The organism is Algoriphagus marincola DSM 16067 (genome assembly GCF_000429405.1).
GTDB lineage: Bacteria > Bacteroidota > Bacteroidia > Cytophagales > Cyclobacteriaceae > Algoriphagus > Algoriphagus marincola.
In genome coordinates this window covers 70359-94743 of the sequence record NZ_AUBU01000015.1, presented here as the reverse complement: position 1 = coordinate 94743, position 24385 = coordinate 70359, and the positions used below count along the sequence as shown (strand labels likewise).

Annotated in this window: 21 protein-coding genes and 2 pseudogenes; 13 read left to right on the top strand and 10 right to left on the bottom strand. The window is 40.8% G+C overall.

The features are described from left to right. Nucleotides 1-100 precede the first annotated feature (100 nt). Together G457_RS0113960 and G457_RS0113955 are read right to left on the bottom strand one after the other, a co-directional pair. On the bottom strand, nt 101-1141 hold the full coding sequence (locus G457_RS0113960; protein ID WP_026947028.1) for a hybrid sensor histidine kinase/response regulator: 1041 nt from the start codon (nt 1139-1141) through the stop codon (nt 101-103). Then, nucleotides 1116-2765: a sensor histidine kinase gene (locus G457_RS0113955; protein WP_026947027.1), complete on the bottom strand. Its 1650-nt coding sequence runs from the start codon at nt 2763-2765 to the stop codon at nt 1116-1118. Before G457_RS0113955 ends, G457_RS0113960 begins: the two co-directional genes overlap by 26 nt. Before the next feature lie 764 nt (nt 2766-3529). Here G457_RS0113955 and G457_RS22580 point away from each other — a divergent pair. Together G457_RS22580 and G457_RS23065 are read left to right on the top strand one after the other, a co-directional pair. Then, a pseudogene (locus G457_RS22580) lies at nt 3530-3685 on the top strand (transposase); the annotation flags it as partial. Nucleotides 3686-4190: 505 nt separating this feature from the next. Continuing rightward, nucleotides 4191-4481: pseudogene (locus tag G457_RS23065) on the top strand (integrase core domain-containing protein). 1310 nt (nt 4482-5791) lie between these two features. On the opposite strand, the gene G457_RS0113930 reads toward G457_RS23065, so the two are convergent. From G457_RS0113930 to mltG, 4 genes are all read right to left on the bottom strand, one after another. Beyond that, nucleotides 5792-6295, bottom strand: a complete 504-nt coding sequence (locus G457_RS0113930) for a hypothetical protein (protein ID WP_026947024.1) — start codon at nt 6293-6295, stop codon at nt 5792-5794. A gap of 110 nt (nt 6296-6405) precedes the next feature. After that, the gene (locus tag G457_RS0113925; RefSeq protein ID WP_026947023.1) at nt 6406-7374 is read right to left on the bottom strand and encodes a YihY/virulence factor BrkB family protein; all 969 of its coding nucleotides are present in this window, start codon (nt 7372-7374) and stop codon (nt 6406-6408) included. Between the two features lie 13 nt (nt 7375-7387). After that, the gene (locus tag G457_RS0113920) at nt 7388-7792 is read right to left on the bottom strand and encodes an acyl-CoA thioesterase (protein WP_026947022.1); all 405 of its coding nucleotides are present in this window, start codon (nt 7790-7792) and stop codon (nt 7388-7390) included. A gap of 1 nt (nt 7793) precedes the next feature. Next, a complete protein-coding gene (gene mltG, locus G457_RS0113915; protein WP_026947021.1) occupies nt 7794-8843 on the bottom strand; it encodes an endolytic transglycosylase MltG in 1050 nt (349 codons plus the stop codon). A gap of 158 nt (nt 8844-9001) precedes the next feature. Here mltG and G457_RS0113910 point away from each other — a divergent pair, with 158 nt between their 5' ends. The 4 genes from G457_RS0113910 to G457_RS0113895 all read left to right on the top strand — a co-directional run bounded on the left by G457_RS0113910 (nt 9002) and on the right by G457_RS0113895 (nt 13334). Next, the gene (locus G457_RS0113910) at nt 9002-9418 is read left to right on the top strand and encodes a (deoxy)nucleoside triphosphate pyrophosphohydrolase (protein WP_026947020.1); all 417 of its coding nucleotides are present in this window, start codon (nt 9002-9004) and stop codon (nt 9416-9418) included. A 44-nt stretch (nt 9419-9462) separates the two neighbouring features. Then, nucleotides 9463-10092: an L-threonylcarbamoyladenylate synthase gene (locus G457_RS0113905; protein ID WP_026947019.1), complete on the top strand. Its 630-nt coding sequence runs from the start codon at nt 9463-9465 to the stop codon at nt 10090-10092. Beyond that, a complete protein-coding gene (locus tag G457_RS0113900; protein ID WP_026947018.1) occupies nt 10092-10715 on the top strand; it encodes a WbqC family protein in 624 nt (207 codons plus the stop codon). The genes G457_RS0113905 and G457_RS0113900 overlap by 1 nt, the downstream gene beginning before the upstream one ends. 81 nt (nt 10716-10796) lie before the next feature. Next, nucleotides 10797-13334: an ATP-dependent Clp protease ATP-binding subunit gene (locus tag G457_RS0113895; protein ID WP_026947017.1), complete on the top strand. Its 2538-nt coding sequence runs from the start codon at nt 10797-10799 to the stop codon at nt 13332-13334. Between the two features lie 60 nt (nt 13335-13394). Here G457_RS0113895 and G457_RS0113890 read toward each other — a convergent pair whose 3' ends face one another. The 3 genes from G457_RS0113890 to G457_RS0113880 all read right to left on the bottom strand — a co-directional run bounded on the left by G457_RS0113890 (nt 13395) and on the right by G457_RS0113880 (nt 16163). Further along, the gene (locus G457_RS0113890) at nt 13395-13871 is read right to left on the bottom strand and encodes a hypothetical protein (protein WP_026947016.1); all 477 of its coding nucleotides are present in this window, start codon (nt 13869-13871) and stop codon (nt 13395-13397) included. A 62-nt stretch (nt 13872-13933) separates the two neighbouring features. Next, a complete protein-coding gene (locus G457_RS0113885; RefSeq protein ID WP_026947015.1) occupies nt 13934-14221 on the bottom strand; it encodes a hypothetical protein in 288 nt (95 codons plus the stop codon). Between the two features lie 280 nt (nt 14222-14501). Beyond that, nucleotides 14502-16163, bottom strand: a complete 1662-nt coding sequence (locus G457_RS0113880) for a helix-hairpin-helix domain-containing protein (protein ID WP_248602863.1) — start codon at nt 16161-16163, stop codon at nt 14502-14504. Nucleotides 16164-16352: 189 nt separating this feature from the next. On the opposite strand from G457_RS0113880, the gene G457_RS0113875 reads away from it, so the two are divergent. The 4 genes from G457_RS0113875 to G457_RS0113860 are packed head-to-tail and all read left to right on the top strand — an operon-like array spanning nt 16353 to nt 19870. After that, a complete protein-coding gene (locus tag G457_RS0113875) occupies nt 16353-16751 on the top strand; it encodes an EVE domain-containing protein (protein ID WP_026947013.1) in 399 nt (132 codons plus the stop codon). Then, nucleotides 16748-18355 (top strand): hypothetical protein, encoded by a 1608-nt coding sequence (locus G457_RS0113870; protein ID WP_026947012.1) that lies wholly within the window; start codon nt 16748-16750, stop codon nt 18353-18355. The genes G457_RS0113875 and G457_RS0113870 overlap by 4 nt, the downstream gene beginning before the upstream one ends. Nucleotides 18356-18391: 36 nt before the next feature. Further along, nucleotides 18392-18940, top strand: a complete 549-nt coding sequence (gene pyrR, locus G457_RS0113865) for a bifunctional pyr operon transcriptional regulator/uracil phosphoribosyltransferase PyrR (protein WP_024283476.1) — start codon at nt 18392-18394, stop codon at nt 18938-18940. 3 nt (nt 18941-18943) lie between these two features. Further along, nucleotides 18944-19870 (top strand): aspartate carbamoyltransferase catalytic subunit, encoded by a 927-nt coding sequence (locus tag G457_RS0113860; protein WP_024283475.1) that lies wholly within the window; start codon nt 18944-18946, stop codon nt 19868-19870. Nucleotides 19871-19872: 2 nt separating this feature from the next. On the opposite strand, the gene G457_RS0113855 is transcribed toward G457_RS0113860, so the two are convergent. Next, entirely contained in the window at nt 19873-20481 is a 609-nt protein-coding gene (locus G457_RS0113855; RefSeq protein WP_026947011.1) for an outer membrane beta-barrel protein, read from the bottom strand. A gap of 94 nt (nt 20482-20575) precedes the next feature. Here G457_RS0113855 and G457_RS0113850 point away from each other — a divergent pair, with 94 nt between their 5' ends. From G457_RS0113850 to G457_RS0113840, 3 genes are all read left to right on the top strand, one after another. Further along, nucleotides 20576-21292 (top strand): ABC transporter ATP-binding protein, encoded by a 717-nt coding sequence (locus G457_RS0113850; RefSeq protein ID WP_026947010.1) that lies wholly within the window; start codon nt 20576-20578, stop codon nt 21290-21292. Then, complete coding sequence (locus tag G457_RS0113845; protein WP_026947009.1) at nt 21285-22925, top strand: putative ABC exporter domain-containing protein; 1641 nt, start codon at nt 21285-21287, stop codon at nt 22923-22925. Before G457_RS0113850 ends, G457_RS0113845 begins: the two co-directional genes overlap by 8 nt. Before the next feature lie 91 nt (nt 22926-23016). After that, a complete protein-coding gene (locus G457_RS0113840) occupies nt 23017-24384 on the top strand; it encodes a pyridoxal-phosphate dependent enzyme (RefSeq protein ID WP_026947008.1) in 1368 nt (455 codons plus the stop codon). Nucleotide 24385: the final 1 nt, after the last annotated feature.

The following is a 24385-nucleotide window of genomic DNA, read 5'->3' as shown; positions in this document are numbered from 1 at the left end:
TTAAACTGTCCTATTTTTGGGGAAGCTTGCAGTCTAAGACAATTGCACAAGAAAGTTACCTACTTTGAAGTATGGAAAATATAAGAGGATAAATTTTGGTCTAACTTTTAAACGAAATGTTTACTAAGAAATTTCCTGATTCATCAATATGTGCTCTGAAGTCAGCATTGTTAAGCTTGCAAATCTCTTGTACCAGGAATAATCCAAGGCCAAATCCTTGCTGTTCATTTTTGGAGCGTTTGTTTTGATTGAAGGGGAAAGGCTTTACTATTCCAGATTCCTTGGAAATAGTTTGATGATTTTTTACCTCTAATGTTTTTTCTATATTTATAGTTATAGGTGAGATAGGGCTGCTAAATTTAATTGCATTCTCTAATATTTCTAAGATTAAAAATCGAATTAAATAGGGATCAAAAAATATGGGTGTTTCAGATTCCTCTGATTTTACATCAAATTCATAGTCTTTAAAAAGATTGGTTGTTTCTTGAATAATATTTTGAAGGATGATTTTCTTTGGATTGGTTTTTAACTCATCCAATTTATAATACATGGATAGTTTTTCTAATGATTGATTAATTCGATTTGCAGATAGTTTACCAAGCTCGATTAATTCAAAAAACTCTTTTTTTTCAAATTTTTCTAGAGATTCTTGCATAAGCTCAAATACAGATAAAAGTCCATAGATAGGAGTTCGAAATTCATGAAAGGTGATTTTCCTGCTATCTGCTAATGCCTTTTCCAATTTTTCATTCAGCCATCTTTCCCGGATTTCCTGTTTGCGAATATTATTATAAACCGAATTCAGAAGCATCTGGCCTGAGACAGGTTTTGTAAGATAATCATCTGCTCCTGAGTTCATGCCTGAACGAATATCTTCCTTGTGAATTTTGGCAGTCAAAAAAATAAAAGGTATATTTAAATAATTTTTTTTGCTTTTTATATTTCGTAGAAGTGATATGCCATCCATTTTTGGCATTAGAATGTCTGAAATTATTAAATCAAATTTGTATTTAGCTAAGATATCTAATCCATCTATACCATTGTCAGCTGTGTGTACAATAAAGTTATGAAATTCTAAAATTTCTTTGTAATTCTGCTGAAGTTCTAATTCATCTTCAACAAGGAGTATTGTTTTTTTCATTAGGAAATTCAATTACAAATTTTGTTCCAAATCCTTCAGAGCTGGTAAAAGTTATTTGTCCATTTAGTTTATTTACCAATTCTTTTACGATAGTTAAGCCCAGTCCAGTTCCTTTCATATTTAAGACATTGCTGGATCTGAAAAATGAGTCAAAAATGAAGGCTTGGTCAGCTTTTGGGATACCAATACCGAAATCTTCAATAATAAGTTGAATCTTCTTTCCAATAATTGAGGAGCTTATTTTTGGCTTTTTGAGGTGAGGTTTACCATATTTTATTGCATTTTCAATAATATTTCTAAGGATATTTATAAACCAATCTTTATCTGTTTTTATAATTATTGGGGATGAATGTAGATTTAATTCAAATTTATTTGAGGCATCTTTACAATAATTAAAAAGTATTTGCTTTATTACATCGTTTATTTCAAAGGTTTCAACACGGGCAACATAATCATTAGAACTTGATTTTTCTAATATGAAAACCTCTGAAATTATGTGGTTTAGCCGGTTTATTTGAATTTGAATTTTTCGTATGTGTTTCATTAAATTCTCTCTGTGAGCTTGATCTATCAAAGATTCTGAAATAATTTCAAGTAAATCTACACTACTTAAAATTGTGGCTAAAGGTGTTCTGAGCTCATGTGATGTCATCGATATGAATTTAGACTTTAATTTATTTAACTCCCGCTCTTTATTTAAATTTATTTTTATATTTTTTAAAAGTTTTTCTCGCTCTGTGACTTCCCTAGACGATACTATATATTTCCCTAAGTTATTAAAATTATCTAATGGCTTTATAATATGTTCAATTGCGATTATTTTGTTTATTTTTGAAAAATAATTTTCTGTTATAATTTTGTGATTACTGTCGATCTTGATTTTAGTTAATTCATTAATTTCAATTTTGAATAGTTCTGTAAAGCTTTGATTGTCTTCAATCGACTCCTTAGTTAATTTTTCAAATGCAGGAGAATAATAAATTATTTTTAAATTTTCATCCAATAAAAAAATTATGTCTTCGACATTTTTCGATAGAATCTCAAATAAAGTGAGTGTTTCTTTTTCTCTTTTTTCTGCTTTCCTTTTTTGTTTAGAGACTTTAAAGGTATAAAGTACATTTCCTATTACTTCGGCTAGTGACTGAAGTGCAGAAATCTGACCATCAGTGAATAATTTGTAACTAGAACAATTATCGAAACCAATGAAACCCCAAAACTTATTTTGGACTAAGATTGGCATAAAGAGATAACTAATTATTTGTTGTTCTTCCATTAATTCTCTGAACCAATCATTTTTAGAGTTACTTACATAGTCATTAATTGGAAGGTTATCCTCAAATAATTTATTTAGGTCAGGAAATAAATTCATTGGTAGATTTTGAAGAGGTTCAAAGTCGATTTGTGGCAAAACATTTTGATTATTCCACTCGTAAATATAACTAATATTATTTCCTTTGATTTTTTTAAAAATATATACTCTATCAACTTTTGTTGCGTTTCCAATCTTTTCCAAAATCTTAGGTATATCAGTTTTAATGTTCTTACTTCTATTTAGAATTAAGAATGTCTCACTTATCTCCTTTAGAAGTTGGTCGTGAATGATTTGGTTAGGAATATATCTCATTTTGAAATTGATTTTTTTAAAAAAAACTTTTACCTATTTTAGCTTAAAGGCTAAATTTTGTTTGGAGTGTAGTTGGTTGTAGTAAAAAACCTATATTTCTGATGTTTTAATTATATAATTGAGTGCTTTTAGGTGATGTGTTTGTTTACTGTTTTTTAATTTTTTTTCTTTCATATTGTGACTATATGAAAATTCTGAATTCGCAATAATGAATTTTAGTCACCTATTTGTTTTGTCGTTTTAAAAATTATTATGGATATCGCTTTTGATTATTGATGTTATTTCATTTTCCTATTTGATTATCTTTTATTTGATATTTTTATTGTCCTTGTTGACTTTATTTATAGTTTTTTGTTTTAAGTGTTAGTACTGTTTCCGTTTTTTTTTCCGCCTTTAAAAATAGAAATTATGATTCTCTAATATCACCGATAAATTTTTAAAAACAAAGACTAAATGTTTTAGGTTCCCTAAATCTGATTTTGTTTCCCTGTTTTATTTCAGATGGAAAATGAAAATACTAAATAATTAATTAATTTTGCTTTGATTTTCTCTTATCTTTAAAATTTTTATTCATGTTGTCATGGAGTATAAGCTCCTCCAATTATCGGTCATTTAAAGGTAGAATTGAATTTATCAACTTTAAATGGTTATTATGAAAAAAAATCGAAATTCACTGAAACGCGTATCGTCAAAGCGATCAAAGCTCATGAGGGATGCAGAAAAGTAGAGGGAATCTCCCGTGAGAAGGAAGTAACACTCAACACTTTTATAAATGGAAGCACTGTTATGGCGGGATGGAAGCCAGCGAGGTCAAAAACCTGAAAGAACTTGAGGAAGAGAACTCTCGCCTTAAGCGGAAGTTTGTCGATCTGAGCCTTTGGCATGAGGCACTCAAGGATGCGGTGGCAAAAAAGTTCTGACGCCTGACGAAAAAATCATGCTCGTTCAGTTCATGGTCGAAGAACATGGAGTTTGCCATCGTCAGGTGTGTAAGACGTTCAGCGTGCCTCGAAGTACTTTCCAGTATCAACCCAAACCCATAAACGACATGCCCGTGATCCAGGTCTTGGAAGAACTGGTAGCCAAACGCCTTGCCATTGGCTTTTTGCAGTCCCATTGACGGCTTCGTAGAAAAGGCCACCCGTGGAACCGTATAAGGGTATATCGTATCTATTCTGCCATAGGGCTGAACATCAGGCGCAGACACAAGAAGCGGCTGCCGGCAAGGACTAAACAGGCCCAATATAGACCAGAATCGATCAACCAGGTCTGGTCTGTCGACTTCATGAGCGACAGGCTGTGGAGCGGCAGGCACTTCCGTCTGCTCAACATTCTGGACGACTATAACTGGGAAATGCTGGCCATGGAAGTGGACTGGTGATCCGGGTATTGGAGTTTCTTGAGCTGGTCTGGAGCCTCCCCAAAATGATTCGCATGGACAATGGCCCTGAGTTTATCTCTCGCTTGTTGGACCACTGGTGTAGGGAGAAGTGCATTGAGCTGGTCTTTATCCAGCCGGGAAAACCGAAGCAAAACGGCTATGTGGAACGCTGTAAAAGATCGGTCAGAAAAGAACTGCTTAGCACCAATGTATTCAATTTTCTGGATTAGGTCAGGAAAAAAGCGATGGAATGGATGGCGGACTATAATCGCGAAAGGCCCCATGAGGCACTTGTATATCGGGCTCCCGTGGACGTATTGGAAGAACTAACATGAACGTATCTTTTGCTTTTCAAACCGTTAAGCAGCGCAAAAGTTAATGCGGAAAGCGGCTCAAGACCGGTTGGCCCAAGCCAACCGCTCGCCGTGGTCTTGAACCGCTTGGAGTATTCACTTACCTTCGCTTCTAGGGTGAAAAGTAAACTTTTGACTGGCCCAATTTTCGGGGGAGCTTACACTCCGACTAAACCATCTCATAAATATACCGATAAGAAAATTCTATTACTATACCCCTAAAAGATTACTTTTTAACAAAACTGGTACAATTTTTTAAGCGGTTATTATCAGAGCAATGATCCATTCATGTAAATTTTTAATTTTCTTATAATGCGGAGGAATACAGCGAATTGAAAATCGAGTAATTGTGATACTAGGGATAATATCTAAGGGAAGATGTTTAGAATTATTACCTTTTAAAGTTTTTAAATTTCTTTATTTAAGCAGATGTCAAACTTAACCCAACGGAATTTTCAGCTTTAATTGTACTCAGTTATCCTTGGAATTAGAGACGATAACTACTTTAAACCACCATTTGCTCAAAATATCGACTGAAGACAGCCAAATAAAAGCGTATAGCTCAACGTATTTTTTTGGGTATTTATAATGTATTGAATACTAGGCTGTTAAGATTATGGTTCGAATCCTAAAAAGATTTTTTATTTCCAGCTTAGGTTGGATAATTTTTAAAATCCTTCGTTTTGCTTTGTTTAAAGCTATTTTGTTGATTAGTTTCGAATCACAAGATCATTTGGAAAAAGTCCAAGTTAAAAAAAGCGTAAAACTCTACGTCTTTTTGTTGGGTGAATTTTAATACGTTGATTATCAAATAGATAGATGAAAGGTTCGAATCCCTTCCTCTCTGCAAAACAAGCCTTTCCGCGATGCGGGAGGGCTTTTTGTTTTTTAGCCGCCAAGTTTACTTGAGTGGCTAATGGGCAAAAAGACCAAAACGAACGAAGTGAGTAGGCTTGGTTTGCGACCCTCCTTCAATTTGGGAAAGGCAAAGCCAATCCCTTCCTCTCTGCAAAGCGTTGAAATATTAAAATTTCGACGCTTTTTTTATGCTTTAGAATAAGCAATTATGAATTATAAGGGATGAGAACCCTCGGGTTCGAAATCGGCCAAAGGGAGATTCGCGAGGGGCAGTGCGGCATGGGTGCGCGTACGAGCAATCCCTTCCTCTCTGCAAAACAAGCCTTTCCGCGATGCGGGAGGGCTTTTTGTTTTTTTAGCCATCCCAATCTCAACCGATATTTAATTATGCCGAGAAGAGGAATCGTAGAATGGATACTAGGACTAGAGAGAAATCAATTCACCATTGCGTATTTCTGTTCTCCCAAACAGATCAAATTCACCCCTGAATTGAACATATCATTGCAGGGAAATGAAATCGCGATAATTTGACCATTTGCTTCCTGGCGAAGATTTCCCACCTGTGGTCCCGGATTATAATCTTCCAACAATACAAGTTCTTCTAAAGGAACATAAAACTCCTCACTCTCAAATTCCATTTGATAAATAGACTCTACATCTACACGGTATTCCTCTCCTCTGACGGAGTAGCTTCCTTCGGAATAGCTATACCATCCTAAATCGGCTCCGTCTGGCGCAATCCTTACCAAACCCTGCCTAGTAATCGTGCCATTGGATGAAAAATTAAGCTGATCAATGTACCAAAGGCCTCTATCGGTATTTTCATAAGCCAACTCATAGGTTCCCTTCAGGTAACTCACCGGAAGTTCATCCTTGTCCTCGGAGCAGGAAATGACCAAAAGTAGAACCGGAATTAAAAAGAGTGTTAATTTTTTCATAGGAGTAAAATTATGAGTGGAGCAGCTGAGACTTTAGGTAATACGTAAAAGCCATAGAATGTGATACAATTCACCGTCACTACCTCAAAAAAATGTTTCTCGATTTGGCTTTAATCCCCATAATCAATCTCCGTATATCCTTCCTCCTCTATACGCTTTTTCTTTTCATCCATCAAATCCATGGTCACATTGACCTCAAAGGAAATCAGAATGATCAGTGATGTGATATACAACCAAAGCAACAGGGCAATCAGCGTTCCGATGGACCCATAAAGCTTATTGTAGCTGGCAAAATTATTCAGATAAAAAGTGAATCCATAGAAGGATAGGGTGATTAAGAGTCCTGCGATATTTGCTCCGATGGAGAAAAAATGCCACTTGTCATGAACAGCAGGCGCAAATCTGAAAATGAATGCTGATGAGAAATAAAATACAGCCAGTAAAACCAAGAATTTGAGTGCATTAAACAGGAAAATCAAAAACTCTGAATTGAAAAGCTGAAGGTTTTCGATTCGTTGGATAGCAATACTTCCAAAAATCATGGTTGTACTGGCTATGATTATGGTCAAAACTAAGATAAATACGATCAGTACAGATATGCCCCTACTTTTGAAAAAGCCTCTATTCTCATTTGTCTGATAAACTGAGTTGAATGAGTTCATCATGGAGATCACTCCTTGACTAGAGGCAAAAAGCGCAAAGAAAAATCCGAAGGAAAGTAAGCTTTGGCGGGGCCTGGATACGATATCAGTGATGGTTCCCTCCATCTCTTCAAAAATATCCCCGGGTACAATTTCTGTAATAAACCCCAGGATATTTTCAGTAGTCACCAAAGGAAAAAAATTCTGGAGATAGGGAATCAAATTGAGTAAAAACAAGAGCAAAGGGAACAAGGCGACAAAGAAACTAAAGGCCATGGAGCCAGCCCGCTCGGTGATATCATCCTTTTGCAGCTGATCGATGAAAAGCTTGCCGGTATCGTAGAGATTTTTGTCCGGATTGCCAAAGTGCACCTTGCGCAGCCGCAGGAGTTGTTCCTGAGTGAATTTTTCTACTTGCTTGATTCGCTTGTTGACCACAATTGGACTTTACTTAAAAGTAAGGTTTCAATAAATCTAATAAATTCTTTGGGGGTCTGGTAGGTTGATGATTCTCTTTTTTCAAAAAAGCCAGAACTGTCCAGCCTTCTGTGATAAGCTCTCCTTGCTCATTGAGCACTTCATATTCAAAGCGGATTCTTACCCCCGGCATGCTCGGAATTTTGGTGCGGATAGTCAGCTTTTCATCGTATTTGCCTGGTTTGATATATCTGAAGTGACTTTCCAAAACCGGCATCATGACCCCTTCCTCCTCCATTTTCCGATAGGAAAATCCGATCTGTCGCATGGCTTCCACTCGCCCCACTTCGAAATACATGGCGTAATTGCCATAGTACACGTAGCTCATTTGATCAGTTTCGGCGTATCGAACGCGGATTTGCGTATCAGCTTGGTACATATTAAAATATTTTTGCCCGATTCAAAGCCGCCTGATAGCGTCTCGCATTTGCATTATGCTGGGACAAGTTAGTAGCAAAGACGTGATAGCCGGAAAAATCTTCTTTGGCGCAGAAATACAGGTAATTATGATCTTCAGCGTTTAGCACGGCGTCCAGAGCTGAAATATCCGGAAGATTAATGGGGCCAGGAGGCAAACCTGCATATTTGTAGGTGTTGTATGGGCTGTCAGTTTCCTTGTGAACATTCAGCACGCGTTTGATGGAGAAATCTCCCAAGGCAAATACCAGAGTAGGATCCGCTTGTAAAGGCATGCCAAGTCGAAGGCGATTAAGATAAACGCCTGCTATACGGTCTCGTTCGTCATTTTTTTGGCTTTCTGCCTGTACGATACTCGCCAGCGTACTGACTTCTTTTTGGGAAAGCCCTAAAGCCTTAGCCTTTTCCTTCCGAGATTCCGTCCAGAAATTTTCATACTCCCGATACATTCGATCAAAAAGAGCCTCTGCACTCGTATTCCACCATACTTCATAGGTATTGGGGATAAACATGCTCATGATCGTCTCCTCGTCAAAATCAAACTTACGGATGTAAACTGAGTCCTGTAGCAAGCTGAGAAATTGATCGGATTCGATTTCGAGGTTACTGGTGATTTTTTCTGCCAAATCTTCCTTGGTCCTTACATTATTGAATGTGATGCGGATGGGCGTTTGATCACCCGATCGAAGCAGCCTGACCAATTGCAGGTTGGTCATTCGCGGCTTGATACTGTAAAGTCCCGGCTTCACCAACTCCTGATAGTCCAAGACCTTTGCGACAAATCCAAAGCTGACTGCATCATTGATGATTTTTTGATCATAAAGCTGATTGGCCACATACTGGTAGTTGGCATTGCTGGGAATGCGAAATGCAATCGGCTGATCATTGTCACTTTCGACCAATACATTTGGGCTGAAAAAGACCTGATAGAAATAAAAGGTCATCGAAATACCCAACACTGAAAAGGTGATGATCAGGATGAGCAGTAATTTTTTCTTCTTATCGGCTAGCATGACAGCAAAAATATGAAAACACTTTATTTATCTCTCTGCTAACAGCCCCCGCTTGAGAAAAGTTGTCGGCACGCTTTTCAGAAAATTTCAAAAAGGTATGGATAGACTAGCTTTCTCCATGATATTTGGATCTCCATAAAAAACTAAATGCAAAACCCATGACCATTCCCGTTGCCTGTGCAGTCATCTTGAATGACCAGAAGGTTCTATCGGTCCGCAGGTCCAAGGATATGCCCTTAGCGGGCTATTGGGAATTTCCGGGAGGGAAAGTGGAGGAGGACGAAAGTGCAGAAAGTTGCATAGTTCGGGAAATTGAGGAAGAATTGGGAGTTCGGGTTCGAATCCTATCCTCTCTTCCGAATCATTCCCATGCGATGACTTCCGGGAAATCCATTCAGCTCATTCCCTTTTTGGTTAGAGTGGAGGTAGGGAAAATCACACTTTATGAGCATGATCAGCTTTCTTGGCTGGGCCAAAGTGAACTTTTTGAAGTAAATTGGGCACCTGCAGATATCCCGATTGTGAAGTATTTGGAGGAAAATTGGGATGATTTACTAGTTCAATTTTCTAAGTGAGTTGGGCAGCTTTAGCATTGATTGACCAAAAAGGCCTAAAAACTATGTCAGCCGAATTTATTAAACTTTACGAAGAGAATCCCGATCCTAAGCGGATACGCCATATTGTGGATATTTTGCGGGATGGGGGAGTGGTCATCTATCCCACAGATACTGTCTACGGGATCGGCTGTGATATCACCAATCAACGGGCAGTCGAGCGGATTGCTAAAATCAAGGGAATCAATCCCAAAAAGCATAATTTCTCCTTTATTTGTGCCGATTTGAGTGATATTGCCCAATACACCCGGGTCATTCACAAGCCGGTGTTTAAAATGATGAAAAAAGCTTTCCCCGGGCCATTTACTTTTATTTTGGAAGCCAGTTCACAGGTGCCCAAGATCATGCAAATGAACAAGAAGACCGTGGGGATCCGGGTTCCGAATCATAATGTACCCCGAATGCTGGTGCAGGAATTGGGGCAGCCTATTCTCACTACATCGATCCATGATGAAGATGAGGTGATCGAATACAGCACGGACCCAGAATTGATTTTTGAAAAATATCAGCATCAGGTGGATGTGGTTATCGATGGAGGATATGGTCAGAATGTGGGTTCTACCATATTGGACTGTACCGGTGAGGAGGTAGAAGTAATCCGGGAAGGTTTGGGTTTGGTGGAGGAGATTCTTTGATGAAGACGGTCTTTGCAGATTTGCATTACTTCCCCAATTTGGAGTATTTCTGTTCGATTTTGGACTCGGATAAGCTCGTTTTAGATCCCCAGTCCATTTATCAGCGCAAGTCCTTTTACAACCGCACCCAAATCCGACTGGCCAATAAAGTGGAGACGCTTTCAGTTCCCATCGTTGGGCGAAGACCTCGGATTCCGCTTGGTGAGATCGAGATTGATTACCGCCAAAAATGGCAAAAAGTACACCTTCGTGGGATTCAAAGTGCCTACGGAAAGACTCCGTTTTTCGAATTTATTTTCCCCTATTTCGAAGCGCTTTTTGAGCAGGAATACAAGCTTCTTTGGGATCTGAACGTTCAGGTGCTGACAATCTGTCTGAAAATCATGCAATGGCCTGTCAATTTGGAAATTACTTCGGAGTCAGCCGATAAGCAGGGATTTACTGACATAAGAGGGCTTCTGATGCCGGGATCGCATTTTTCGCAGCGGGATATATATCAGCCGGTGGCCTATGTCCAGAATTTTGGCTTAGACTTTGAACCCAACCTGTCGATCTTGGATTTGTTATTCGCTGAAGGACCTCAAGCCAAATCGATCTTGCAGGCATCTTCAAAAAAACATTGAACATTCGTTAAATTGATTGTGTTTTTAAAACAAATTCGGTAACATACGTACAGTTTAACTATCTATTCAGAAAGGAAATAAATGGAAGCAAAATTTTCGAACAGAGTCAAGGAGGTAATTTCCCTTAGTCGAGAGGAAGCGCTCCGCTTGGGGCACGACTATATCGGCACGGAGCACCTTCTGTTGGGTATGATTCGTGAAGGAGAAGGGGTAGCTGTTTCCATTCTTAAGAAACTTGGAGTTCCAATGGACGAACTTCGGGCTTCTATTGAGCGGGCAGTTCGTGGTACTGCCAACCACAATGTAAAAAATATGGCCAATATTCCGCTGACTCGTCAGTCGGAAAAGGTGTTGAAAATCACTTATTTGGAGGCGAAAATTTTCAAAAGTCAATTGATCGGAACGGAGCATCTGCTTCTATCCATCTTGCGTGACGAAGAAAATATTGCCACTCAGATTCTCAATAAATTTGATGTAAACTATGACTCGGTGAAAGAAATGCTGGAAATGCAATCTGATTCGGGTGCTAGTCCGAGAGCAAGAGCTGAAGCGGATGACGCGGATGATGATGGCTCCAAACTATTCGGTTCACCAGGGGGAGGTTCAGGTACTTCCAAGTCAGGTTCTGAAAAGTCCAGAACTCCGGTTTTGGATAACTTCGGAAGAGACCTGACCAAGATGGCTGAAGACGACAAATTGGATCCAATCATTGGTCGGGAAAAAGAAATTGAGCGAGTGGCTCAGATACTTTCACGAAGAAAGAAAAACAACCCCATCCTTATTGGAGAACCAGGTGTCGGTAAAACTGCCATCGCCGAAGGTTTGGCACTTCGAATCGTACAGAAAAAAGTGTCTCGTGTCCTGTTTAACAAGCGCGTAGTTACTTTAGATCTGGCATCCTTGGTTGCAGGGACCAAATATCGAGGGCAGTTTGAGGAGCGAATGAAGGCTGTGATGAATGAGTTGGAGAAATCTCCAAATGTCATTCTTTTCATAGATGAGCTGCACACCATTGTCGGTGCGGGTGGCGCTTCAGGATCATTGGACGCTTCGAATATGTTTAAGCCAGCTTTGGCCCGAGGAGAAATCCAATGTATCGGTGCTACCACTTTGGACGAGTACAGACAGTACATCGAAAAAGATGGCGCTTTGGCCAGAAGATTCCAAATGGTCATGGTGGATGCTACATCCCCTGAGGAAACCATTCAGATCCTCAATAATATCAAGGATAAGTACGAGGATCACCACAATGTAAACTATACCGAAGCGGCTATTGACGCTTGCGTCAAGCTATCGGATCGATACATCTCGGATAGATTCCTCCCTGATAAGGCAATTGACATTTTGGACGAAGCGGGAGCGAGAGTCCACATCAATAATATTCACGTCCCGGAAGATATCCTTAAGCTAGAAGCTGAGGTAGAGGAAATCAAAACCGAGAAAAATCGGGTCGTAAAATCTCAGAAGTATGAGGAAGCTGCACAGCTTCGCGATAAGGAGAAAAAACTTCTTGAGCAGCTAGAGCAAGCCAAAAACCGCTGGGAAGAAGAAAGCAAAACGAAGCGTTTCACAGTCGATGAAGAAAATGTCGCAGAGGTAATCGCTATGATGACTGGCATTCCTACCAAGCGAATCGCTCAGAATGAAGGAGCAAAACTCCTGAATATGAATGAGGAGCTTTCTGGAAAAGTGATTGGTCAGGAAGAAGCGATTAAAAAGCTAACCAAGGCAATTCAGCGAACAAGAGTTGGACTGAAGGATCCTAAAAAGCCTATCGGATCATTTATTTTCCTAGGACCAACGGGTGTCGGTAAGACAGAGCTTGCCAAAATGCTGGCCACTTACCTATTCGATAAAGAGGATTCCTTGATCCGAATTGATATGTCTGAGTATATGGAGAAATTCTCCGTCTCCAGACTTGTCGGAGCGCCTCCGGGATATGTTGGTTACGAAGAAGGTGGACAGTTGACCGAGAAAGTCAGAAGGAAGCCATACTCAGTAGTCCTATTGGACGAGATTGAAAAAGCTCACCCTGATGTGTTCAATATTCTTCTTCAGGTATTGGATGATGGAATATTGACCGATGGACTTGGTAGAAGAGTTGACTTCCGAAATACCATCATCATCATGACTTCAAATATTGGAGTTCGTGACCTGAAAGACTTCGGTGCAGGAATCGGTTTTGCAAGTAAAGCTAAGCAGGACAATATGGACGACATCATGAAGTCCACCATTCAGTCTGCTTTGAAAAAGGCCTTCAGCCCTGAATTCCTCAATCGTCTGGATGATGTCGTGGTATTTAACTCACTCACCAAAGAGCATATCTTCAAAATCATCGATATCTCATTGGCCAAGCTTTTCCATAGAATTACGGACTTGGGCTATAAGATTGAATTGACTGACAAGGCCAAGGATTTCTTATCAGAAAAAGGCTACGATCAGCAATATGGTGCAAGACCGCTCAATCGAGCCATTCAAAAATACCTAGAAGATGCTGTTGCCGAGGAAATCCTCAAAGGTGACCTTTCTGAAGGTGATGTAATCACTGCCGATCATGATGGAAAAGCTTCCGAGCTTACCATCACGGTCAAAAAGAAGAAAGAGAAAGCTGAAGAATAAGTAATGTATATTCAGAAAAACTTAAAATCCCGAGATCAAAAGTCTCGGGATTTTTTTTGACTATCTCGAAAAGAATAATCGGGTAACGAATATCCCCTGTCCATCATCTGCACCGGCATCACTTTCTACTCCCGAGGTGACATACGTTAAGTTCCAACCTTCCATCAGCATGCTGTTAATTTTTGATGCGATTACCGCATCATTCGAAGCGATATTTTGGAAGTTGATTCCGGTGGCACTGAAGAAGTTCAAAAGTTTGGTTTCTTCGAGTTCATCTACCTTGATCTTGCCTCGCTCAATTTCGTTTTGATTGCTTTTCTTTCCGTCAGTTCTTTCGGTAGTGAAGTTGGAGGCGTCTACCTGCGTCTGACTGTCGATGATTCGTGAGCGGCCTAATCCCATGGGTACGATGGATTCGACTACCGTGACTACTTTAAATTCCGTTGGTTTTTGACCGGTGTTGCTCATTTGCTGAGCGTAGGTGGCCTGAAATACAAGGGCCAAAAGGAGTGCTGAAAGGATTTTGATTTTCTTCATTTTACCTGATGATTAGAATATTCTCCTAATCAACGCAATTTTTTACTTTATGAGTGATTTTTTTAAAGAGATAAAATGAAAAATAATAAGGCCACCCCAAGCACCAAGGTCATCACTTTCGCTTTTTCCATGTCTTCCTTTTTTACTTTCCTCTTTCTCATCACCATGATGGCTAGGCTCAATCCGAAAAACTGAAGAAGCATCGCAACTCCATTTAAAGGGCCCATCGGAGCCTCTACCAATTGAAATTGTGTATTAAAAATCGACAAGGTGGCTAAGATTATTCCTACGATACCGAATAAAAATGATCGTTGTAGTAGTACGCCTTCCGGCAGGTCAGTCCATTTCATCTGTTTATTATTTGATTTTTAATGGTCAGATGGAATGCCCTATCCCGATGTATCGGGGCATCCCTCTGTGTGAGAAGCATCGTCTCATGGGCATTTCATCTGTTTATAATTGCTTTTAAATGGTCACATAGCTTGTCCCGAACTTGATTCGGGAGAATCTTCGCAAGCATTCCCCGGTCCATCGGGGCATCCCAGTGTGTGACTCTTGCGCCGCGCTTGATTTCATGATAAATACTTGGATTTTTGTGAAGATAAGGAATCTTCTGAGCTGTGTGGAGTTCTATTTTTGGGTCAACTCCTTTTTTCTTTTGGAGAAATAGTTTTCAATTTCATTCAGGCTTAGGGCATTCAGGGTCATTTCTTTAGTTAGTCCTCCTTTTCGTCCAACTAAGACCCCGTACTTCATGTCCCCGTAGCCATCCATTTCATGTGCGTCGGGATTGATGGAGAGCATCACTCCTTGGTCCATGGCATAGCGAACCCATCTCCAGTCCAGGTCCAAACGCCAAGGATTTGCATTGATTTCTATGGCTACCTGATGCTTTGCACAGGCATCGATGATGGTTTTGTGATCGATCGGATATCCTTCCCGTCTGAGAAGTAATCTTCCAGTAGGATGTCCAAGGATGGTGGTGTAAGGATTTTCAATTGCAGCAAGTAGTCGACTTGTAGCACGCTTGATGTCCATGTTTAGGATAGAATGGATGGACGATACAATGAAGTCGAAACTTCCCAAGACCTCATCAGGATAGTCCAGACTCCCATCCCCGAGGATATCCGATTCAATCCCTTTGAAGATTTTGAAAGGAGCCAATTCCTTATTCAATTGGTTAATTTCTTCTTGCTGTTTTTGGACCTTTTCGATCTCTAGGCCCCCTGCGTAGCTAGCTGTACGTGAGTGGTCAGAAATTCCCAAATATTCATATCCCAACTCCTTACAATATTCTGCCATCTGTCTCAGACTATGCTTCCCGTCGCTGTAAGTCGAGTGATTGTGAAGAATTCCTTTTAGGTCCTTTTCTTCCAATAGATCAGGAAGCTTTTCTTCCAAAGCCAGCTGAACTTCTCCGTAGCCTTCCCGCATTTCTACAGGGATGTACTGAAGTTTGTGTTGGGAGAAAAATTCCGAATCGTTTTTGAATCCATTCGCCCTCAGCGCATCTCCAATTGATAGGTTTTCAGAGATTTTGCTTTGAAGATGAAGTGGACTGGCACAAAGTGCATACTGTTTCACTGGGAAATCATTCAGACTGCAAAGGTGGATGGTGAATTTCAGATCCACAGATTTCACTTTTCCTCTAATCGAAAAGGGCCCCGACTGGGAAGCGTCCATTTCAAAATCCTCCAAATCCTCAATTTTCTTTTTGATAGACGAAATGTTCCCTGCGCCAACCAGCCATTCTGCCTGAGAAATGATCTCCATTTTGCGGGCATATTCTCCAACCAAGGTGACTTTAGACTCCTTTAGCTCATTTTCAAGTTTTTCTGTAAGATTCTCCAATACCTCCTCAATATCTGCATAAAGCCATTTTCCGGCATTGGAGGCTTTGAATTCTAGGTTTTGAATGATCGTATCTTGAGTTTTTTCACCAAAACCTTTGATCTTGGCTACCTTTCCACTTTGACAGGCTTCCATCAATTCATGAGTGGAGGTGATTCCCAATTCTTCCCAAAGTGTTTTCACTTTTTTGGGTCCCAATCCCTTGATTTGAAGGATTTCCAGGATTCCCTGCGGAGTTTTTTCCAGCAGCTGATCTAGCTGGGGGAAACTTTCACTTTCCTTCAGACTTTTGATAGCTTCGAGAATGCTCTTTCCTACTCCGGGTACTTTGGACAATTCATCCTCACTCAGCTCCATAATATCCGCATCGCCTCGCTCCAGCGAATTGAGAGCGGACTGGTAGCTACGGATTTTGAATGTGTTTTCATCGTGCAGCTCCATGAGCTGAATGGTAAGCTTGATTTTTTTGAGGATGGTCTTGTGGTCCAAAACGAATAAAATTTGGTTGCAGAATGATGACAAATGTCTTCATTATTTGTTTTAAAATAAAGTCTGATCATTTATCTTATAAGAACCGTTAATTAATTCGACGGGGTTTCTTTCTGAAATAAAATATTAGAAAATTGAGCTATGAATTATTGGATGGTCAAAAGTGAACCCAATTCCTACTCTTGGGATGATTTTGAAAAGCAGCAAGAGGATATTTGGGATGGTGTTCGTAATTATCAAGCGAGGAATTATCTCCGTGAAATGGGGCAGGGAGACTTGGTTTTATTTTATCACTCTGGAAAAGAAAAGGCAGTGGTTGGAATTGCTAAGGTCAGTTCATCCCCATTACCTGACCCAAAAGATGAGGCTTGGACGGCGATTATGCTCTCTGTGCATCAAAAGCTTACAAATCCCGTAAGATTAGCTCAAATAAAGGCTGAAGATCGATTGGCAGATTTACCCATGCTAAAGCAGTCTAGACTTTCGGTCTTACCGGTGGGTAAAGATGAGTTTGAATTAATCCTAAAAATGGCCCAATGAGATTTCTTCTGGTTTTTTTGATTTCCTTTTTGGTGACCTTACCTGGATTCAGTCAGGTGGAATTTGTTTCTAGGTTTGAAGTCGAATCCGAGTATTTTGATCCACTCTTTGAGATGGTTAGGACAGACGATGGCATGATAGCATTCCGTACCATTGCCAAGCGAGCATTTTCTGGCGAACGGGTTTTTCAATACATGGTATTTGATCGTGGATTGAACACCGAATCAGGATTGATTGAGCTTCCCGTTCAGCCGGGTTATGACATGATTGGCTATGACCTTGATGGAGCTTTTCTATACATTTTGTTTCAAAAGGGGACCGGAATTACCGGCGATAAATATGTACGCAAGATCGATTTAGTAAGTCAACAGGGATTCGACTATGGTCTGGATAATTTGCTTGACCTGGAGTTAAGAGAGTTTTTGGTTCAGAATGATCGGGCGATTTTTATGGGTGTAGCGAATTTGCGACCGGCAGTACAGGTTTACAGCCTCATGGACAAAAGCGTGCATACGGTACAGGGGGTATATGGAAATGACACCCAAATCCTACAAATCCGAAAAATGCCTGAGGTGGAAGCTTTTGAGGTGGTCATTAGCCGAGAGGGACCCTATCGCAGTACAGAGGTGATTTTGAATACCTATGATTTGCTAGGAAATCTCCTTCGGGAAGTCAAGGTGGATAAATTTGGAGAGGAAAGCCAGGAAATCATCGAGGCAGTGGTTGTGGAGGATGGGCCATACCGAAAAGAAATGTATGGTTCTTTTGGCTTGGCAAGAAGGGATTCCTACTTGGGAATGTACCGACTGGATATCAATGAGTTCGGGGAGTACGAGAGCAGACTTTATACCTTGGAAGACTTTCCTAATTTTTTCAATTACTTGGACGAAAAGTCAAAATCGAGAAAAGACGCTGATGTATTGAAACAGGTAGACCGAGATAAGATACCGAGTATCCGCAATGTTTACACGATTCGTGACGTGCGAAAAGGTCAGGATGGTACCTACCTGTTTTTTGATCATTATAATATTATTAATTCTCGAGGAGCACCGCTTTCTGCGCCGAACTCCTACCGGAGTAATGATTGGGGTCGGATGACTAACAGTTCTGACTTTTTGGATCCAATTTATGTCAGATCCTTGGGACGGGGCAGACAGGCAGTTTATTCAGAGTTGAGCTATATTTCAGCACATTTTGTCAAGTTAGGGGAAGATGGAAGAGTAATTTGGGACAATTCCGCCACATATGATGATCTCTTGACAGACTATATTCTTCCCTTTGGTGAGATTGCTGTGGTCGATAATGAATTCTACCATGCCTATGTAAGAGACGACAAGATTAGGCTTTCTTATTTCAAGGATGGAGAAAAAATCTTCGATAATTTGGATTTTGAATTAGAACTTCTCAACGAAAATGAGCGAATAGCAGAGACCAATATGGAGAGCCTTCAGCTTGTCCATTGGTATGATCGGTATTTTTTACTTACCGGAACTCAACGAATCCGATTTCAGCGAGAAAATGGACAAGCAAGTAGCAAAGAGGTATTTTTCTTTTCAAAAGTACTCGTAGCAGGGGAACTCTTCGAACCGGAGGATCCTCGGTAGTCATTTTTCTTTTTATATTTACGGCAAATCCAACCCATGCAAAAAAGGCTAGTTTTAAATCAGCAGCAGATTCAGATTATCCTCAAACGATTCTGCCATCAGCTGATCGAAAATCACGACAATTTTGAAAATACTGTGCTATTGGGGCTTCAGCCAAGAGGAATAGTACTTCTTGATCGCATAGTCAAAGAACTCGAGATCGTCTCAGGCGAAAAAGTGCCCGCCGGATATTTGGATGCAACTTTTCACCGCGATGATTTTCGCAGGAGAGATTTTCCTCTAAAAGCAAATGAAACAAAAATCAATTTTTTGGTCGAGGGAAAGAAAGTGATTCTCGTAGATGATGTACTCTACAAAGGTCGATCCGTACGGGCCGCGATGGATGCGATGATTGCCTTTGGTCGTCCTCAAAAAGTGGAATTGATGGTCTTGGTTGACCGTAAACTAACCCGCGACTATCCCATCATGCCGGATTATTTTGGGATAAGAGTGAATACCTTGGATTCTCAATATGTAGTCGTCGAATGGGCCTCACAAGGACAGCCTGAAGATGCCGTTTGGATCACCGAAAAAGAAAAGAAATAACCTATGTCTCAGCTCAGCACCCGCCATCTTCTTGGAATCAAAAACCTCACTGAAGAGGATGTAAATCTGATCCTGGATACTGCGGAAAACTTCAAAGAGGTGATCAACCGGCCGATCAAAAAAGTGCCATCTCTTCGAGACATTACTATTGCCAATATCTTTTTTGAAAACTCAACCCGGACACGACTTTCTTTTGAGCTAGCCGAAAAAAGACTGTCTGCAGACGTGGTGAATTTTTCTTCCAGCAATAGCTCCGTCAAAAAAGGAGAAACACTGGTAGATACTGTCAACAATATTCTTTCCATGAAAGTGGACATGGTTGTGATGAGACATAGCAGCCCGGGTGCACCTCATTTTCTATCGAAAAATATCAGTGCCAATATTGTCAATGCAGGGGACGGAACGCACGAGCACCCTACGCAAGCCCTTTTGGATGCATTTTCGATGAGAGAAAAGCTAGGCGATCTTCAAGGAAAGAAAATCGCAATCATTGGCGATATATTACACTCAAGAGTAGCACTCTCAAATATCTTTTGCCTGCAAAAGCTCGGCGCCGAAGTCATGGTGTGCGGACCGATTACGCTTTTGCCAAAGCATATTGAAAGCTTGGGAGTAAAAGTGGAATTGGATGTCCGGAAAGCCTTAGCTTGGTGTGACGTGGCGAATGTGCTTCGGATCCAATTGGAAAGGCAGCAAATCAAGTATTTTCCAAGTCTTCGCGAATACTCTCTTTACTACGGGATCAATAAAAAGATGCTCCAGCAACTCGATAAAGAAATCGTGGTGATGCATCCAGGTCCAATTAATCGTGGAGTCGAGCTTTCCTCAGACGTGGCTGACTCGAAGCAGGCAATTATATTGCAGCAGGTAGAAAATGGGGTAGCTGTGCGAATGGCTGTTCTATATCTTTTGGCAGGAGTCAGGAGCTAATTTTAGCTTTTTCTCCAACGGCCTCCGCCAACATAGAATCCAAACGTAAATCCGAAATATTGATTGACAGCCTCTCCAATCACTGCTCCTGAGGTGTCCTGAAGGTTTGAAGGAGGGATGAAATTATATTCTGCTCCCATCCTGAATCTTCCAAGTTCGATACCTGCACGAAGCATTGGTGACCATTTGAAATTGGCTTCAAGATTTCCAACATCGGTATCATCAATGGTGTCAGCATCGATTTCTACAGAGCTCAGTGCATAATAGCCAAATCCAGCACCGATGTATGGGGCAAAATTACTTCCTCCATTATTGAAGTAATAATCCAAGGTGCCTGAAACGGATACATTGGCCGAAACCTCGCCTTCATAATCCTGCGAAATATCGAAATACGTCACATCTTTGGCTAGTCCGGCTATTCCAAGGCGAATACCAACATTGAGATTATCTCGTACATTGATTTTCGGTTCGATATTGACCAATGCACCTATGCCTCCATTTTTTGGGATAGCAGGTCCTAAGTCCATTCCGATTCGGAATTTTCCGGCCTGTTGGGCAAAAGTCAAAGTGGAAAGTCCGATGAATAAGCAAAGTGTGAGTAATTTCTTCATATCGTTTCTATTTTGTCAGTCACAGGCAAAAAAGGTTCCAGAATTACTAAACTTCAATTAAAGTATCCTAGTTTTAGAATCAAATTGCACTTTTATGCTGGAAGTCCAAAATCTGATCAAAAAGTACGGTAAGCAAAACGCTGTCAATGACATCACTTTCGACCTTCAGGGAGGTGAAGTGGTAGGATTACTCGGTCCAAACGGTGCTGGTAAAAGTACCACCATGAAATGTATCGTAGGCTTGCTACGCAAAACATCCGGAGAAATCAGAATTGGTGGATACGATCACCTTTCCATAGAGGCCAAACGGCTTTTCAGTTACATCCCGGAGACACCTTATGTTTATGACTTGCTGACGGTAGAGGAGCATTTGCAATTCGTAGCTCAAGCCTATGGCGTACGAGACTGGAAGGCAAAAGGCCATGAATTGTTAGAAACATACGATCTGGAGGATAAAGCCAAAAAACTAGGAAAAGACCTTTCGAAAGGCATGCGGCAAAAAGTATCTATTTGCTGTGCGCTCTTACCGGATCCTCAGGTGTTGTTTTTTGATGAACCTATGATTGGTTTGGATCCAAAGGCTATCCGAAATACCAAACGGATATTTCGAGAATTAAAAGAAGCTGGAAAGACTATTCTAGTCAGTACTCACCTGATTGATTCGGTAGAGACGATTGCAGATCGGATCATGATTTTGAAAAATGGAAATATCATCGGAAATGATACCCTTGACAACTTAAAGCAGACCTTCGAACAAGGAGAGAGTGGAACATTGGAGGATATATTTTTAGAATTGACAAAGGATGAATGAGATCAAGCTGCTGATTCGGAAGGATCTGCTGATCCTGAAAAATAATATCCTGCTTATCCTGCGAAATCCCCTTCGACTGATTCCTTACGCAGCGATCGTGGGCTATTTTTTCTTTATCTACACCATGCGGATGCGTGACCGTGCGGAAGATATGGGAAGTCAAATGCCGGAATTGGATGCAAATGGGCTTCCGGAAGTGGATTTTGCTGTACAGAATATTATTGGCGGAGTGACGGTTTTGGCTTTGGGTTTTCTTCTTTTTCAGTTATTCCGGGCCACGAAACGCAATGTGAGCTTTTTCACCATGGCAGACGTAAATCTGCTTTTTACAGGGCCTGTCAAACCTGAAAATATTTTGATCTATTACATGGGGAGGTCCATCTTGCCCTCCCTGGGTGGAAGTATCATTTTCTTGGTATATGGCGGTAGTCAGATGGCTGGCACTTTGGATTTTTCACCCGATAATATCTTCTTTATTCTATTCGGATTTGCCTTTTTCTTCTTCCTGCTTTCGCCGATTCGTTTTTTGATTTATACGCTGCACACGAAGTATGATATTTTGGAGCCTATCAAGAATGGTGTGACAGTTTTGGCGGTGCTATTAGGGGCAATGGTTTTGATTCCCGGCTTGATGGCTGATAAGTTTTGGCAGGGGATGTTTAGCTGGATCGCTTCTCCTTGGTTTGATCTGTTTCCGATTGTCGGTTGGACTCGTGGAATGATGAGTTATGCCTTTCACCAAAACCTGATCTTGGCTTTGGCCTTTTTCGGCTTGTATGTGTTGACGTATTATTTGATTGTTCGCTTGGTTATTCAATTTGCCGGCTATTACTACGAGGATGTACTCGAAGTCACCAAATCCAATGAAATCCAACGAGATAAGGTCAAGGGTAAAAAGGAAGCTTCTGAGGCAACAGGCAGCTTGAATACTAAAAAGCAGCTCGCACTTCCTGATTTCGGGGTAGGGGCGAAGGCATTTTACTGGAGGAATTATGTGCATGCCAGCCGACAGGATTTTCACCCACTATTTGGGGTTTACAGCCTAGTCATGGCCGGGATCGGGATAGTCTTCGCAGTTTTGTCACGTTTTGATTGGTTTTCGCACAAAGTCCTGAACGGATACATTTTGGTGCTTCTGGGCTTTTACTTTCTGGCGGGTATCGGCCGCACGAATATTGGAGATCTCAAAAAGCCCTATTTCTTTTTGATTCCAGCATCTTGGTCCGCCAAATTTTGGAATTTGATCAAGTTAGACCTAGTTCAAATCCTGCTCTTTGCTGCGGTTATGATCGTTCCCTCCGTGCTGATAGCAGGCTTGCATTTGCTCATGATACCCATTTTTATTTTTGGGATCATAGTCTCTTACATGATAGGAGTCTGTATTAATTTGATCCCGCAGATCTCTCTAGAGGAGGGCTGGGATCGAAAGCTTATCAAACCAGTCATGCTGATCGGGATCTTTCTGTTTGGGATTATTCCAGCCTTGATTTTTGGAATACTTGTTTTTGTACTGACCAAGCAGTTTGTCTGGATGATGCTCACGGTAGCAATTGGGATGAGTTTTGTTGCAGCTATTTTGATTCATGTGGCATTGGATGTACTTACCCGCCTGGAGTTTAAGGAGGCTAATTAAACACCATAGGAATTAGGCCATTCTTTTTCCATTCCTTCTCTTGGGGATGAAAAATCTCTTATTTTTGCCCCAACCCAAATAAAACGAAGACATGATTTATAATTCCATCATTGAAACCATCGGTAATACGCCGATGATCCGACTGAATCGAGTAGCTAAAGACATCAAAGGGGAGGTACTGGTGAAAGTAGAGTACTTTAATCCAGGTAACTCGATGAAAGACCGAATGGCGATCAAAATGGTGGAAGATGCCGAGAAGGCAGGAATTTTAAAACCGGGAGGTACCATTATCGAAGGAACCTCGGGTAATACCGGTATGGGGCTTGCTTTGGCAGCTGTGGCCAAAGGTTACAAGTGTATTTTTACCATGGCTGACAAACAGTCGAAAGAAAAAATCGATATTCTGAAGGCTGTAGGAGCAGAAGTGATTGTTTGCCCTACCAACGTTGCGCCTGAAGATCCGAGATCTTACTACTCCGTTGCTCGGAAATTGAATGCTGATATCCCCAATTCTTTTTACCCAAATCAGTACGACAACATGTCTAACACGGCCGCTCATTATGAGACAACGGGTCCGGAGATTTGGAAGGATACTGACGGAAAGATTACCCATTATGCTGCAGGGGTCGGTACAGGCGGGTCCATGTGTGGTACGGCTACTTACTTGAAGGAGCAGAACCCAAATATTGTCACGGTGGGAATTGACACCTATGGTTCAGTTTTTAAAAAATACAAGGAAACCGGAGTCTTCGACGAAAAGGAGGTTTATCCTTATTTGACAGAAGGAATCGGAGAAGACATCCTTCCCAAAAATGTCAACTTCGACGTGATTGACCATTTTATCAAAGTGACTGATAAGGATGCCGCGGTAATGACCCGACGTCTCGCTCGAGAGGAAGGGCTCTTTATCGGATGGTCCTGTGGTGCCGCAGTTCATGGTGCATTAGAATGGGCTAGAGAGAATCTGAAAGAAGGTGACCAAATGGTGGTGATTTTACCAGATCATGGTACACGCTATTTGGGCAAGGTTTACAATGACGATTGGATGCGCAATCATGGATTTTTAGAGGATAAAAGCTATGCTACAGCTAGGGATATTATCTCCAAGCGACCTTCAGATTACAGTCTGATTGCTGTGAAAAAATCAGATGCAGTCAGAGAGGCAATTGCACTGATGAATAAGACTAGTGTATCTCAAATCCCGGTTTTGGACGGAGGGGAAGTAGTAGGAAGTGTCACCGATACCAAATTGCTTTCCAAGATCATTGAGAATCCGGTATTGAAGGACGCACATGTGTCCGATGTGATGGAAGATTCCATGACTTTCGTAGCTGGTGATAGCACGCTAGATGTACTTTCTTCCATGATCGAAAAAGAAAAGGCGGTGTTGGTGCGTGACGGAAATGGAAATATCCATATCATTACAAAACATGATATTTTAGAAGCGTTTACCAATTAAT